The following is a 15381-nucleotide window of genomic DNA, read 5'->3' as shown; positions in this document are numbered from 1 at the left end:
AAAGAAAGATTATAACATGAAAACATGCACTCGTTAGAGGAGGAAATATAGATGAAGTCATTAGAAAGCATGGAGCAATTCCAACAATTAAAAAATGAAGAGAATGTAGTCTTTATGTTCTCAGCAGAATGGTGCCCAGACTGCCGTTTTGTAGACCCATTTATGCCAGAAGTAGAAGAGAAATATAGTGATTTCTCATTTTACTATGTAGATCGTGATGAGTTTATTGATCTATGTGTAAAATTAGACGTATTTGGCATTCCGAGCTTTGTAGCGTACAATAAGGGTGAAGAAACTGGTCGCTATGTAAACAAAGATCGTAAAACACAAGAACAAATCGAAGAGTTTATTGAAGGTTTAAAATAAGGCAATTTGCCAATTGAATTGTAAAACAACCTCTACCTTCGCGGGGGAGGTTATTTTTTTGGAAGGGAGGAAAAAGAGATGAAGATGACAAGTAAAAAGATGAAAGACGAGTTAATGAAGAAATTATCTCGCCCAGAATGGGACTTTCAGTATGATAGCGAGAAAGAAGTTCTACGTATTGAACAGAAAGACTCTAAAAAAGGTATTAACGTATCGCTTCCAGGAGTTGTGGCAAAATGGGAAGTGAATAAAGAAAAAGCAATTGAAGAGGTTGCTTATTATGTACAAGAAGCGCTAATTGCGATGCATAAAGAAGAAAATAGCGGAGCGAAAATTTTACCTGTTATTCGCTCTACTTCTTTCCCGAAACAAGCAGAAGAAGGAAATCCGTTTATTATGACGGATCATACAGCGGAAACACGTATTTACTATGCGTTAGATTCGAATAAAACGTATCGACTAATCGATGAGCGTCTGTTACAAAAATTAGAACTTACAGAACAGCAAGTACGTGAAATGGCATTATTCAATGCTCGTTCATTAGGTTATGAATTTAAACAAGACACAGTAGCGGGTAATACATTCTACTTTTTAAACACAAATGATGGATATGACGCGACGCGTATTTTAAACGAATCGTTACTACAATCGATGCGTGAAAAGATTTCTGGTGACATGGTTGTTGCTGTTCCTCACCAAGATGTATTAATTATTGCTGATATCGTTAACGAAATCGGTTATGATATTATTGCACAAATGACAATGAAATTTTTTGCCGAAGGGCATGTTCCGATTACATCACTTTCATTCGTATATGAAGATGGAGACTTTGAACCAATCTTTATTTTAGCGAAGAATCGGAAGAAGACAGATGGAAAAGAGAAAGGATGAACGAAGTGAACGTTTTTTACAACCTTGAAGGAATTGGTGACACTTTAATTGTTGCCTTACAAGATATTACTTTAGAGAACCGTACTTTTGATCGCAAAGGAGATGTTGCTCGCGTTTATGATCGTGAAAGCAACGTAACGGGAGGATTCAACATCTTTAATGCATCTTCTTATTTAGAAGTAACAGAAACAGGTAACCTTACATTAACGAAAGAGCTTGTTGAGAAAATCAACGAAATTTTAGCGAAGAACGGCTTTGAAGAAACAGTAGAAGCAGATCTTTCTCCGAAATTTGTTGTAGGTTATGTAGCTGAAAAAGAAAAGCATCCAAATGCTGATAAGTTAAACATCTGTAAAGTAGAAATCGGTACAGAAACATTACAAATCGTATGTGGCGCACCAAACGTTGATGCAGGACAAAAAGTTGTCGTTGCAAAAATCGGTGCTGTAATGCCGAGCGGTATGTTAATCAAGCCAGCTGAGCTTCGCGGTGTTCCTTCTTCTGGAATGATCTGCTCTGCACGTGAATTAGAGCTTCCAGACGCTCCACAAGAAAAAGGTATTCTTGTATTAGAAGATAGTTTTGAAGTTGGACAAGAATTTAAATTTTAATTGATATAAGAAAAGAGAGGTTGTCCTTTTGGGCAGCCTCTCTTTTTTGTCATTTTTGTTGGTAAGTCGAAATTTCGTGTTGAATCGTTAATATATTGAGAGTTGTGATAGATACACTCAAAAAATCGTAAATATGGTCAGGGTGTCACCTTTTGTCTTAAAATCTATATTGTATTTTATAAACAAACTAGTTAAAATTTAGAAAAATAGAAGGGGATAGACGTATGAAACAACAACCAAAAATCGCAGAACTTCTAAAACGAATTGAAACTTCAAAACAGCAAGATGTTGAGCTAGGTACTTATGAAATATATGTGTTTAGTGAAAGTGAATTAGAAAAAGGACAAATCGGTTACCGATATGATAAACATAAAAAGTCATTAATAAGTGAAGAAAACGGAAAGTGGCAAGAAGGATGGATTGCAATTGGATATGAAACGGATATGGGCGATCCAGTTTTCGTAAATATAGATGATGACGCTTATCCAGTTTATACTGCAGAACGTGGTACAGAAACATGGCAGCCAGTTTATATTGGAAATATGGATGAGATTATAGGGCAATTATAAGAAAAACTTTGAATCCGGTGCAAAGTGATGGGAGAGAAGTATGAAGTATATAAAAATAATGAGCATGATTGTATTCATTGGAATATATATGACCGGTTGTTCACAAGAGCAGCCGAAAAAAGAAACTACATCTTCTATACAAGAGAAAAACAAAGATACCAAAGAAGACGCACCGGTAGAAAAGCAGCAAGAACAAGAAAAGAACGAAGAATCGCAAGTAGAACAGAGGCAAGAGGAAGTATCAGCCGAGGAAAAGAAAGAAGAAACTACAACTGTGCCGCCAATTGAGCAACCAGTGCAAAATAATGAACAAAAAGTAGAGAGTAATGAAAAGCAAGGAAAGTTTCTCGTCGTTATTGATCCAGGGCATCAACAAAAAGCGAATTTAAATTTAGAGCCGATTGGACCAGGGGCAACAACGCAAAAATATAAAGTGACAGACGGTACAACAGGTGTTGTGACGAAAAAGAGAGAGGCTGTACTTGTATTAGAAATGGCTTTTTTATTAAAAGAAAAGCTTGAAGCAAAAGGAATACAAGTGTTAATGACGAGAATATCACAAGACGTTGATATAAGTAATAAAGAACGGGCGACATTCGCAAATAATCATAAGGCCAATTTATTTTTACGTCTTCATGCAGATGGTTCTGAAAATCCAAACCAAAGTGGATTTGCTGTATTGACGCCGGCAGAAGGAAGTCCGTATACGAAAGAGATTTATGCGGAAAGTCTTCAAATCTCTCAAACGATAGTAAATAAAATGAGAGAAAATCAGCAAGTGAAAGTAAATGGAATTAAATTTAGGGATGACCTTTCTGGATTCAATTGGTCCAAAGTACCTGGCGTACTATTAGAACTTGGGTTTATGTCAAACCATGAAGAAGATAAAAAATTATCTGACCCGCAGTATGTAAATTCTTTATTGCAAAGTGTAACGGATAGTGTAGATGCATATCGGAAGAGTAAAGCTTAAGCGCAGTCTTACATGAAAGGCTGCGTTTTTCCATATGAAAACACTCGTAAATTAGAATATTGTGGATAAATATGACATGCTTAATTTTACCTGCACTTTTTGCCGAATGCTGATACAATAAAGGATGTTACTATTTAGTAGAAAGAGTGGTAAGCATGTTAGATTGGATGAAAAAGCTGTTTAACAAAGAGGAAGAACAAACAGCGATGAATAAAGAAGTACCAAAGCAAATTGAAAGTCAGCCGAAAATTCCTCGTGTAAACCACTACACTGAAGCAAGAGAAGCACAAATGGCAAGTAGGAATGCAGGTAAATGCCGTTTTCCTTTAGTACCGGATAATGGGTTCGATGAAGAGGATGAAAGCGAAGTAAATCGCTTTGAAGAACAACCTGTTCAAGGAGTAGCATATGAAGAACCGACTGCCCAAAGAGGAATAAAGGTGGAAAGAAGCAGACGACCGTATGTGGAAAAGGTAGTTTCTACATATGAAGAGCCGGAAGTGCAATATGAACCGGTGCGGGAGTCTGTCGTTAAAAAGGCATCTGCACCTTCGCAAGAGAGTAACCGTAGACCATTTCGTCCAACAGAAATGATTTCGCCAATTTATGGATATAATCGTCCTTCAGTAGAGAAAAAGGTTGAAAAGCAGGAGGAAGTAAAAGAAAGAGAAGATCTTGAAATATCTGTAGAGGGAAAAGCAGTTGTTGATGCATGGTTAGAGAAAAAAGGATATAAATTATCTGATTTCTCAGAAGGGCAAGCAACGTCTTCTGCTCCAGGTGAAGTAGTTGAACAGAAAGGCCAACAGGGCAAAAAAGAAGAAAAATCAGTTGTTGATCAATGGCTAGAGAAAAACGGTTATGAAATTGAACGCCAAGTGCCTTTAGTAGAAGAAAAAGAAGTGATTAAAGAAATGAGTACACCGCAGGAAGTTTCAGCGGATGAATTACTTCATAAAACAGTAGCTGAGCAGATGGAAAGTGCTAAGCTAGAAAAAGATGTAGTGGTGTTAAACGAAAACAATCTACAAGAAGAATTAGTAGCTTCTAAAGTAGAGCATGAGGATACAATATTATCAGAAGAAATTAAACGTAATACAGAAATAAAACAACCTACTATTGAAGTAGAAAAGCAAGCTCCAGAAGAATCAGTGATTGTCAAAGCAGAAGAAAAACTTGAAGAAACAATCATTGTGGAAATACCAGAAGAGCTAGAAGAAGTGGAAGTAATTACAGAAACAGAAGAGCTAGAAGAAGTGGAAGTAATTGCAGAAAAGGAAGAGTCAGAAGAAGTGGAAGTAATTGCAGAAGCAGAAGAGCTAGAAGAAGTAGAAGTAATTGCAGAAGCAGAAGGGCTAGAAGAAGTAGAAGTAATTGCAGAAGCGGAAGAGTCAGAAGAAGTGGAAGTAATTGCGGAAACAGAAGAGCTAGAAGAAGTGGAAGTGATTGCGGAAACAGAAGAGCTAGAAGAAGTGGAAGTAATTGCGGAAATAGAAGAGGTAGAAGAAGTAGAAGTAATTGCGGAAACGGAAGAGCTAGAAGAAGTAGAAGTAATTGCGGAAACGGAAGAGCTAGAAGAAGTGGAAGTAATTGCGGAAACAGAAGAGTTAGAAGAAGTAGAAGTGATCGCAGAAACAAAAGCGCCTGTAGTAGAGACATTTGTAGCACTTGAGGAAATTCAGCAAGAAGATGAAGTAATTGAACAAAACAGTGAATTCATACATGTAGCTGAGGCTGATGAACAGACAAAGAACGATGTTCAAAGCTTTGCGAATGTTTTAATTGCAGAAACAGAAGAAAATAAACAAGTTGTAGAAGAAGCACCGGTCGTAGAAGAGCAATCAGTTGAAGAAGAAGTGCCGGTCGCAGAAGAACAACCCGTTGTAAAAAAAGAAGAACCAAAACGTGAGAAAAAGCGTCATGTACCATTTAATGTTGTTATGTTGAAACAAGATAGAACACGATTAATGGAAAGACATGCAGCTAGAGCAAATGCAATGCAGCCTTCTGCTAATGTACGAGTAGAGAATAAGCCAGTACAACAAGAGGTAGTAGAACCACAAGTGGAAGAGCAACCAATGCAGCAGGTGGTAGTAGAATCACAAGTGGAAGAAAGCCCAGTGCAGCAAGTAGTAGCAGAACCACAAGTGGAAGAAAGCCCAGTGCAGCAAGTAGTAGCAGAACCACAAGTGGAAGAACAACCAATGCAGCAAGTAGTAGCAGAACCACAAGTGGAAGAGCAACCAATGCAGCAGGTGGTAGTAGAATCACAAGTGGAAGAAAGCCCAGTGCAGCAAGTAGTAGCAGAACCACAAGTGGAAGAACAACCAATGCAACAAGTAGTGGTAGAGCAAGTACAAAAGTCAATTTCAAGTACAGAACCAAAAGAGAAAGCATATGTTGTAAATCAAAGAGAGAACGATATGCGAAATGTATTGCACACCCCACCGACATATACTGTTCCGCCATTAGCGTTGTTGTCAATTCCACAGCAATCAGCGCTAGATAATACAGAATGGTTAGATGAGCAAAAAGAATTATTAGATACAACGTTTAATAATTTTCATGTTGGAGCACATGTTATTAATGTATCGCAAGGGCCAGCAGTAACTCGTTTTGAAGTGCAACCAGACCCAGGCGTGAAAGTAAATAAAATTACAAATTTAAGTGATGATATTAAGTTAAGTTTAGCTGCGAAAGATATTCGTATTGAAGCGCCGATTCCAGGGAAGAGTGCAATTGGAATTGAAGTTCCAAATAAAGAAAGTAAGCCAGTATTTCTTCGCGAGATTTTAAGAAGTCCTGTATTCACAAAGAGTGAATCACCGCTTACTGTTGCGCTTGGACTTGATATTTCAGGGGATCCAATTGTAACGGATATTCGAAAAATGCCGCACGGACTCATTGCGGGTGCAACGGGTTCAGGTAAAAGTGTGTGTATTAACGCGATTTTAACGAGTATTTTATATAAAGCGAAACCACATGAAGTGAAGTTAATGTTAATTGATCCGAAGATGGTTGAGCTTGCACCATACAATTCTGTTCCGCATCTTGTAGCACCTGTTATTACGGATGTAAAAGCAGCGACAGCTGCGTTAAAGTGGGCAGTTGATGAGATGGAGCGTCGTTATGAATTGTTTGCGCATGCTGGTGCTCGTGATTTAACTCGCTATAATACAATTGTAAGTGAGCGAGATATTCCAGGTGAGACATTACCTTATATCGTTATCGTTATTGATGAGTTAGCCGATTTAATGATGGTAGCACCAGGTGATGTTGAGGAAGCAATTTGTCGTATTGCGCAAAAAGCACGTGCTTGTGGTATTCATTTATTAGTTGCGACGCAGCGTCCATCTGTAGATGTTATTACAGGGTTAATTAAATCAAATATTCCAACGCGTATTGCGTTTACTGTATCATCTCAAGTTGATTCACGTACGATTATCGATATTGGGGGCGCGGAAAAATTACTTGGCCGTGGTGATATGTTATTTTTAGGGAACGGTACATCTAAGCCAGTTCGTGTACAAGGTGTATATGTATCGGATGATGAGATTGAAAAAACAGTTGATCATGTGAGAAAGCAAATGAAGCCGAATTACTTATTTAAGCAAGAGGATTTATTAGCGAAAACAGAACAGGCTGAGTCGGAAGATGAGCTGTTCTTTGATGCATGTCAATTTGTTGTAGAACAAGGGGGAGCGTCCACATCTTCTGTACAGCGAAAATTCCGTATTGGTTATAATCGCGCAGCACGTCTCATTGAAGAGATGGAATCGCAAGGGATTATTTCTGAAGCGAGAGGAACTAAGCCGAGAGATGTCCTTATTTCTGAGGATGAATTTGCTGCTATGCAGGAAACGAATGTATAGTCCACGGTTTTGCTGTATACTAATAGAAAATGTTGGATAGTAAAGTAGGGAGTAAAGCGACATGAAAGAAATTGAATTAAAATTAAAAGGTGAAATAAATCGACTAACAAATAAAACATTTAAATTTGACGAACGCGTTGGGGAAGGTTGGTTCTCCGCCGTTTACTTTTTAAAAACTAGAGAAATTATTGAAGAATTTCGCCCAAAAAGTGTTGTAACGATGCAATTTTTCCAAAAAGAAAATGCAGTTCTTTGCGGAACAGATGAAGTGATTGCATTGCTGCAAACATTCGCTAAAAATCCTGAGGAACTTGAAATTAACTCTTTAAAAGATGGCGATAAAATTAGTCCATTTGAAACAGTGTTAACAATTCATGGTCCTTATGAGAATTTCGGATTTTTAGAAGGTGTTATTGATGGGATTTTAGCTCGTCGTACATCGGTTGCAACAAACGTATATAATGTTGTCCAAGCTGCACGTAGTGTAGATAAAGAAAAACCAGTTATTTTCATGGGAGATCGTGACGATCATTATACACAACAAGCTGGTGACGGTTATGCAGCATACATCGGAGGTATGAGCGCACAAGCGACGCATGCGATGAATGAATGGTGGGGCAGAAGTGGTATGGGAACAATGCCTCACGCATTAATTCAAATGTTTAATGGTGATGTTGTAGAAGCGGCAAAAGCATATCATAAGAAATTCCCAGAAGATGAATTAGTTGTACTAATTGATTACAATAATGATGTTATTACAGATGCACTTCGTGTAGCGCGTGAGTTTGGATCAACATTAAAAGGTGTGCGTGTAGATACGTCTCGAACAATGATTGATCAATACTTTATTCGCCACCCAGAAGTACTTGGAACATTCGATCCACGTGGTGTAAACCCATCGCTCGTATTTGCACTTCGCAAGGCGCTTGATGAAGAAGGATTCCAGCATGTAGACATCGTTGTAACTGGTGGATTTGATGAAAAACGTATTCGTGAATTTGAAGCTCAAAAGGTACCTGTTGACATATACGGGGTAGGAAGTAGCTTGTTAAAAATGAATATTGGCTTTACTGGTGATAATGTAGAATTAAATGGGAAACCAGAAGCAAAAGCTGGTCGTAAATATCGTCCAAATCCACGCTTAGAGCGTGTTCAATTAGAAAAAAGAGAAGATATGTAAAAGAGAGAAAAACTGATAGGTGATTGACCCTATCAGTTTTTCTGTTATCATAGTATAGCGGCTTCTTTTTTGCTATAATGGACTTGTTATGGACATATAAAGAAGTACGTACGAGTTTATCCTGATAAGTGAAGGGAAAGAATAACTTCACTACATCAAAAATGTATGATGATTACCAAAATAAGAAAAGATTCATATACTGTCTTATAGATAGGCCGTTGTATTAGTTCGAAATGTTGGAGGTTCTTTAAGATGACAGTTTACCATTTTGTAGGAATTAAAGGAACAGGAATGAGTTCATTAGCGCAAATTCTTCATGATATGAAGCATACTGTTCAAGGGTCTGATTATGAAAAGCGTTTCTTTACACAAACAGCGTTGGAAAAGCGTAGTATCTCGATCCTTCCTTTTGATAAGAATAATGTAGAAGAAGGACAAGTGATTATTGCAGGAAATGCATTTCCTGATACGCATGAAGAAATCGTAGCAGCAAAAGAATTAAACATCCCAGTCCATCGTTACCATCACTTCTTAGGTGACCTGATGAGCCAATACACAAGTGTTGCTGTAACTGGTGCACACGGAAAAACATCAACAACAGGTTTGTTAGCCCATGTAATGCAAGGTGCACACCCGACATCTTACCTTATTGGAGATGGAACAGGGCATGGGGTAGAAAATAGTAAGTATTTTGTATTTGAAGCTTGTGAGTATCGTCGTCATTTCTTGTCTTACAATCCAGACTATGCAATTATGACGAATATTGATTTTGATCATCCAGATTATTTTGCAGACATCAATGATGTATTCAGTGCATTCCAAGAGATGGCATTGCAAGTGAAAAAAGGCATTATTGCATGTGGAGATGATGAAGAACTTCAAAAAATTCAAGCGAAAGTACCTGTTATTTTCTATGGATTTGGAGAAGATAATGATTTCCAAGCACGTAACATTCAAAAGAGAACAGATGGCACGATATTCGATGTATTCGTTCGTAATACGTACTATGACACGTTCAAAATTACAGGATACGGCAACCATAGCGTATTAAATGCATTAGCAGTAATCGCGCTTTGTCATTATGAAAACGTTGATGTAGAAGCAGTAAAACATCAATTAACAACTTTTGAAGGCGTAAAACGTCGCTTTAATGAAAAGCCGATGGGAGAGCAAGTAATCATCGATGACTACGCACACCATCCGACAGAAATTAATGCAACGATTGAAGCAGCTCGTCAAAAACATCCAGAGCGTGAAGTTGTCGCTGTATTCCAGCCACATACATTCTCACGTACAGAAAAGTTCTTAGATGAGTTCGCAGAAAGCTTAAGCAAAGCTGACCAAGTATACTTATGTGATATTTTCGGATCAGCACGTGAAAACAAAGGTGAATTAACAATCGAAGATCTGCAAAAGCGTATTGACGGTGCAGAATTAATTACAGATACAACAACGGATGTATTAAAGAAACATAAAAACGGCGTTCTAATTTTCATGGGCGCAGGTGACATCCAAAAATTCGAAGCAGCTTACGTAAAAGAAGTTCAAGTTGCAGAGAAATAATAGAAAAGACGCATAGCTTGGCTGTGCGTCTTTTTTATGTTGTCGTGGTTGTGCTTTAATGTTGAAACGTCGATATATATGGAGTTGTGTTCGATATATTTCAAAAATCGTTGATATATTGGTACGCGTTTTGAAATATAAATGTTAGAATAATAAGAAAACTAAAAAGGGGACTAAAAAACATGTTCACACTCCGAGTAGATGACGAAATCGAACTACAATTACTAGAAAAACATCATAAAGAGGAATTATATCAATTATTAGATCAAAACCGTAATCATTTACGGAAATGGCTCCCTTGGGTAGATGGGACAAAATCTGCTGATGCTTATGATGAAATTTTTCCGATGTGGTTAAAGAAGTTTGCAGAGGGAGACGGTTTTGAAAGTGGTATACGTTACAAAGGAAAGCTCGTTGGGATGGTAGGCATTCATCCAGTGAGCTGGGGGAAGAAAGCCGCGAGTCTTGGGTATTACCTTGCAGAAGATGCTGGAGGAAAAGGCGTTATGACGCGTAGCGTGAAGGCTGTGCTTCAATATGCATTTGAGAATTTAAAATTAAATAAAATGGAAATCCGATGCGGTGTTGAAAATGTGAAAAGTCGCGCTATTCCAGAGCGTTTAGGGTTTAAGTTAGATGGTATTTTACGAGATGAAGAATGGCTATATGATCATTTTCATGATATCGCTGTATATAGTTTACTAGCTTCAGAATGGAAAGAGATTCGATGAACGAGAAGATTCGTATTGTTCCGTATGAAAGTACGTTTCAAGAGGAAGTAGTAGATCTTATCGTTCATATTCAGCAAAAAGAGTATAATGTTCCCATTACGAAAGAAGAGCAACCTGATTTACTTGAAATAGAAACATTCTATCAAAAGGATCACGGAAACTTTTGGGTAGCAATTTATGATGGTAAAGTAGTTGGAACAGTAGCTTTATTAGATATTGAGAATCATCAAGTAGCGCTAAGAAAAATGTTCGTACAAAAAGAGTTTCGCGGAAAAGAATGGGGCGCATCACATATGTTGCTTCAAACAGCAATTTCATGGGCTGAGGATAAAAAATTGAAAGATATTTACTTAGGAACAACAGTAAAATTTTTAGCGGCACATCGTTTTTATGAAAAGAATGGTTTTCAAAGTGTGAGTATAGACGAGTTGCCGAAAAACTTTCCGGTGCTACAGGTAGATAAGAAATTTTATAGGTACATTGTGTAAAAGGTCATTTAGAAATGGCCTTTTTCTATGAACCAAAATGGAAATAGTGGTATAATTTGGATTAGGGGGTGTAGGTATGAACTTTCCAATTCAAAGAAGTAAGTCAGTAGTCATTTTCGTTTGCCTTACGTTAGTTTTTATGTTTATATATCCAATTGTCATGCTTTTCACTAATAAAGCGCATTGGATGTCAGCGTTGATTGGGATGGGTTTATGCTTCATTGTAAATGTACCACTCGTTTGGGAAGTATTTATTAAAAAACATAAAGTAGAAAATGGCGTATTAAAGTACGGTATTTTAAATGATGATATTGTATTAAAAGATGTGAGAATTATACGTCAGGTCGGAAAGTCTCTTGAAATTACGACGAATGCATATAAAGTACATATGGTTGCGATGCCGCAAAATATGGATGAATTCTTGGCGCTTATAGAGAAAGAAAATCCACATGTGAAAATAGAAATGGTAGGAAAGAAATGAAATATGTAAAACCTTTGTTTAGAAATATTATTTGTGCTTGTTGGTTGCACTAGAGTATATATGAAATGGGATCTTCCTTTATATGTTCCGATATCAATCGGTACTATCGCAGTGGCACTTTTATATTATTTTCATTTTCAGCAAACAAAAAGTAAGAACAGTAGCTCGATATAGAGTGAGGATAATAAAAAAACGCTCGGATATAATTCCGAGCATTTTTTATTATTTTAAGTTCTCGGGGTTTAAAGCTTCTAATTCAGGTACAACGAAGCGTCCGTCTTTACGGATTAGTACGTCGTCGAAGTAAATTTCACCGCCGCCGTATTCAGGGCGTTGGATGCATACTAAGTCCCAATGGATGTTTGAATTGTTACCATTCCATGCATCGTCGTAAGCTTGTCCAGGAGTGAAGTGGAAGCTGCCATCGATTTTTTCATCGAATAGGATGTCTCCCATTGGATGTAAGATGTATGGGTTTACGCCGATTGCGAATTCACCAACGTAGCGTGCGCCTTCGTCTGTATCGAAGATTTTATTAATGCGTTCTGAATCGTTTGCAGTTGCTTCAACGATTTGGCCGTTCTCGAACTTAAGTTGTACATTTTCAAATGTATAACCGTTGTAAGGAGATGGTGTGTTGTAAGAAACTGTACCGTTAACAGAGTCACGAACTGGTGCAGAGTATACTTCACCATCTGGAATGTTTAAATGACCTGAGCATTTAATTGCTGGAATGTCTTTAATAGAGAATGTTAAGTCAGTTCCAGGACCAGTTAAACGAACTTTATCTGTTTTATTCATTAATGTAACAAGGCTATCCATCGCCTTATCCATTTTACCGTAGTCTAAGTTACATACTTCAAAGTAGAAGTCTTCGAAAGCTTCTGTACTCATTTTAGCAAGCTGTGCCATAGAAGCATTTGGGTAGCGAAGAACAACCCAGCGTGTTTTTGGAACGCGAATGTCTCTATGAACTTTTTTGCCAACTGTTTGGCCATGAACTTTCATACGCTCACTTGGAACGTCAGCTTGTTCATTAATATTATCGCCAGAGCGAAGACCGATATAAGCGTCCATGTCTTTCATTACGCTTGCTTCATATGCAGCGATTTGTTCGAAATGTTCTTCAGTAGCACCCATTAATAAAGAGCGATCTACTTGATGATCTTTTAAAGAGACGAATGGGAAACCACCAGCTGCATATGCTTCTTTTACAAGTGCAGTTACAAGTTCTTTTTGTAAGCCAAAGTTTTCAATTAATACTTTTTCACCTTTTTGTAAGCGGATAGAGTAGTTAATTAAATTGTATGCTAACTTTTCAATACGTGGATCTTTCATATGTAAAGCCTCCCTACTAATTATGTATCCTCTCCTATTGTAACCTACTTAGTGGAATTTGTTGAATGATTTATGTTACAGTTAACGAATAAGTATGAAAATTCTAATGATGAGATAGGGATTAGAATGAAACGGAAAATGATTGTATAATAGGGGAAAGTATGAAAAAGATAAAGGAAGTGATGAAATGCAAGTTCTTTTATATGTAAGTGCGGCTATTATCGCGGTTGCTTTCGCAGTATTAGTAGTGTATGTATGCAGAACGTTGTTATCGGTTCAGAAGACGTTAGAAAACGTTGCAAGCACGTTAGAAGGTTTAGAAAAACAAATGCAAGGAATTAGCGTAGAGACAGAGCAATTATTACATAAAACGAATGCGTTAGCTGATGATATTCAACAGAAGTCACAGTCATTAAATAAAGTGGTAGCGGGTGTAGATGGGATTGGAACGACAATCCAATCTTTAAATACGAAGCTTCGTAATGTATCAGACTCTGTAACGGACGAAATTGAAAATAACGCTGATAAAGTAGCGCAAGTTGTACAGTGGAGCAGTGCGGCGATTGAAGTATACAATCATTACCGTGCGTCGAGACAAGAGAAGAAGGTTGAAAAAGAAGAGCGTAAATTAGAAAGAATTGAGAAAAACGCTGAAAAGAAAGAGAAGCGCTCTAGATTTCGTATGAGAGGTGAATCGTGATGAATATGACAAAGCTTGAAACAATTGAAGAGCTTGAAGTCTTAGTAGAAAAGAATGAGCCGTATGTTCTTTTTAAACATAGTACGACATGCCCGATTAGTCACGGTGCATACACAGAATTTCAAGCGTATTGCAGTGAAGAAAGAGAAGTGCCAGCGTATTACTTATACGTACAAGATGCAAGAGATGTGTCAAATCGTGTTGCAGAACAATACAGTATTAGACATGAATCACCGCAAGTGCTATACATAAAAGATGGGATGGTAGTATGGAATACATCTCATTGGAATATTAAAAAAGATGCTTTAGAAGAGAATATAAAGTAAAAAGAAGCAAGCTAAAGGTGCTTGCTTCTTTTTTTTGTTTTTGTTGAAATATATTTAATGGTACACTATTAATAGTTCAAACTAAATAACTAGATTGTTGAAAGTAGGTTTTAAGTAATGAAGAAAATGGCATTATCCTTCGCGGTCGTAAGTTTATTACTGGGAGCTTGTAGTAACAATAGTAATACGATTAGTAAGAAGGATGAAGTTATACAAAAAGATACAAAAGAAAAAAGTATGATTCCGAGAACTGCTGTTTCTAAAGATTATTATAGAACTGTTATTCCTTTAAAAGAACAAAAGGTTATTAATACAGCTAATATAAAAACAAATTCTAAATTAGATTTAGCAGAGTATGAAAATGGTTTAATAAATATTGCAACGCAGCAATTTGATACAGAGAGCCACGTACTGCAATTAAATCAGTATATTCCAGAGAAACTAGTTGATGAACTAGTTGCGAAAGTAGAAGCGCCAGTTTTGACGAATATTATAGAACAAGACTATTTCGGAAAACAGAATTCAAATGAATTAAGTTTATCTGGTGTTATGATTGGCTTAGCTATGTCTTCAAGTGTATCGAATGAAGAAGCTATGTCTAAAGGGTCTGAAGTTGCTAAACAACTTATTGAAGCTATTAACAAAAATGATAAATATAACAAATCTCCAATTACGTTTGCTATCTTTAAGCAAGAAAGTACAAGTTCTTTAAAAAATGGTACGTATATTGCTAGTGCTACTGTTCAAAAGAATGATACGAACCTTGGAAATTGGAGTACAATTGATGAAAAGTCGTATTCATATCCTTCTGATGAATTTACACAAGCACATGGAGAAGATAATACAAAAATAACTAACTTTGCTAAGGAAATAAAAGGTTTTTCTACTGGAGATTTTATTCCAGTCAACGCAAAAGTTTCTTATAAGAAAGATCAAATGGATACATTAAATATGAATATTGTTATTAAATATAACGGTAAAACAGAATTAATGGCTCTTACCCAATTGGCTGCGCAAGGTATGTTGGACAAATTGCCTAAAGATGCGAAAGTACAATTACAGATCAAGTCCGAGAGTAAAATTGAGGCCGTTATTATAAAAGAGAAAAACAGTGATAAACCGTTTGTTTCCTTCTTGTAAAAAAGACAGTATGTAAACTGTCTTTTTTTTATTTTAAATGAAAATATACAATGTTTTTTGATGATAATTCATTGCTGTATATCGTGTGACAATCGTATATGTATCAACTATAATAAGTTATCTTAAAAAAGTAATATATAGGAATTTGAAAG

The 15381-nt window shown here is 36.8% G+C and carries 15 protein-coding genes; 14 read left to right on the top strand and 1 reads right to left on the bottom strand.

Annotated elements, in window-relative coordinates; all coding sequences use genetic code 11:
- The first annotated feature begins 51 nt into the window (after positions 1-51).
- The 11 genes from QCI81_RS10385 to QCI81_RS10335 all read left to right on the top strand — a co-directional run bounded on the left by QCI81_RS10385 (position 52) and on the right by QCI81_RS10335 (position 11725).
- Positions 52-366, top strand: a complete 315-nt coding sequence (locus QCI81_RS10385) for a thioredoxin family protein (RefSeq protein WP_000838193.1) — start codon at positions 52-54, stop codon at positions 364-366.
- Between the two features lie 78 nt (positions 367-444).
- A complete protein-coding gene (locus QCI81_RS10380; protein ID WP_000784605.1) occupies positions 445-1257 on the top strand; it encodes a DUF1444 domain-containing protein in 813 nt (270 codons plus the stop codon).
- On the top strand, positions 1254-1868 hold the full coding sequence (ytpR, locus tag QCI81_RS10375; protein WP_001006777.1) for a YtpR family tRNA-binding protein: 615 nt from the start codon (positions 1254-1256) through the stop codon (positions 1866-1868). The genes QCI81_RS10380 and ytpR overlap by 4 nt, the downstream gene beginning before the upstream one ends.
- 224 nt (positions 1869-2092) lie before the next feature.
- Positions 2093-2437 carry a hypothetical protein gene (locus QCI81_RS10370; protein WP_000813348.1) on the top strand — a complete coding sequence of 115 codons (345 nt, stop codon included), beginning with the start codon at positions 2093-2095 and terminating at the stop codon, positions 2435-2437.
- A 40-nt stretch (positions 2438-2477) separates the two neighbouring features.
- On the top strand, positions 2478-3410 hold the full coding sequence (locus QCI81_RS10365) for an N-acetylmuramoyl-L-alanine amidase (protein ID WP_353810706.1): 933 nt from the start codon (positions 2478-2480) through the stop codon (positions 3408-3410).
- A gap of 155 nt (positions 3411-3565) precedes the next feature.
- Entirely contained in the window at positions 3566-7282 is a 3717-nt protein-coding gene (locus tag QCI81_RS10360; RefSeq protein WP_353810705.1) for a DNA translocase FtsK, read from the top strand.
- Positions 7283-7343: 61 nt separating this feature from the next.
- Complete coding sequence (locus tag QCI81_RS10355) at positions 7344-8462, top strand: nicotinate phosphoribosyltransferase (protein ID WP_000658372.1); 1119 nt, start codon at positions 7344-7346, stop codon at positions 8460-8462.
- Positions 8463-8714: 252 nt separating this feature from the next.
- Positions 8715-10025 (top strand): UDP-N-acetylmuramate--L-alanine ligase, encoded by a 1311-nt coding sequence (murC, locus tag QCI81_RS10350; RefSeq protein ID WP_000219469.1) that lies wholly within the window; start codon positions 8715-8717, stop codon positions 10023-10025.
- A 182-nt stretch (positions 10026-10207) separates the two neighbouring features.
- Positions 10208-10756: a GNAT family N-acetyltransferase gene (locus QCI81_RS10345; RefSeq protein WP_078400681.1), complete on the top strand. Its 549-nt coding sequence runs from the start codon at positions 10208-10210 to the stop codon at positions 10754-10756.
- Positions 10753-11244: a GNAT family N-acetyltransferase gene (locus QCI81_RS10340; protein WP_078400680.1), complete on the top strand. Its 492-nt coding sequence runs from the start codon at positions 10753-10755 to the stop codon at positions 11242-11244. Before QCI81_RS10345 ends, QCI81_RS10340 begins: the two co-directional genes overlap by 4 nt.
- A gap of 76 nt (positions 11245-11320) precedes the next feature.
- The gene (locus tag QCI81_RS10335; RefSeq protein WP_001010643.1) at positions 11321-11725 is read left to right on the top strand and encodes a PH domain-containing protein; all 405 of its coding nucleotides are present in this window, start codon (positions 11321-11323) and stop codon (positions 11723-11725) included.
- Between the two features lie 222 nt (positions 11726-11947).
- On the opposite strand, the gene QCI81_RS10330 is transcribed toward QCI81_RS10335, so the two are convergent.
- Positions 11948-13063 carry an aminopeptidase gene (locus QCI81_RS10330; protein WP_000654729.1) on the bottom strand — a complete coding sequence of 372 codons (1116 nt, stop codon included), beginning with the start codon at positions 13061-13063 and terminating at the stop codon, positions 11948-11950.
- A gap of 187 nt (positions 13064-13250) precedes the next feature.
- Between QCI81_RS10330 and QCI81_RS10325 the strand changes: the two genes are divergently transcribed.
- The 3 genes from QCI81_RS10325 (at position 13251) to QCI81_RS10315 (ending at position 15229) form a co-directional block, all read left to right on the top strand.
- Entirely contained in the window at positions 13251-13763 is a 513-nt protein-coding gene (locus QCI81_RS10325; protein WP_001197721.1) for a DUF948 domain-containing protein, read from the top strand.
- On the top strand, positions 13763-14089 hold the full coding sequence (gene ytxJ, locus QCI81_RS10320) for a bacillithiol system redox-active protein YtxJ (RefSeq protein ID WP_001057469.1): 327 nt from the start codon (positions 13763-13765) through the stop codon (positions 14087-14089). The genes QCI81_RS10325 and ytxJ overlap by 1 nt, the downstream gene beginning before the upstream one ends.
- Before the next feature lie 117 nt (positions 14090-14206).
- A complete protein-coding gene (locus QCI81_RS10315) occupies positions 14207-15229 on the top strand; it encodes a CamS family sex pheromone protein (RefSeq protein ID WP_000738029.1) in 1023 nt (340 codons plus the stop codon).
- Positions 15230-15381 lie beyond the last annotated feature (152 nt).

It is taken from the genome of Bacillus cereus group sp. MG20 (assembly GCF_040459885.1).
Classification (GTDB): domain Bacteria; phylum Bacillota; class Bacilli; order Bacillales; family Bacillaceae_G; genus Bacillus_A; species Bacillus_A cereus.
Note: the sequence above shows the minus strand (reverse complement) of the source record. Positions and strands in the feature narration are given on the sequence as shown.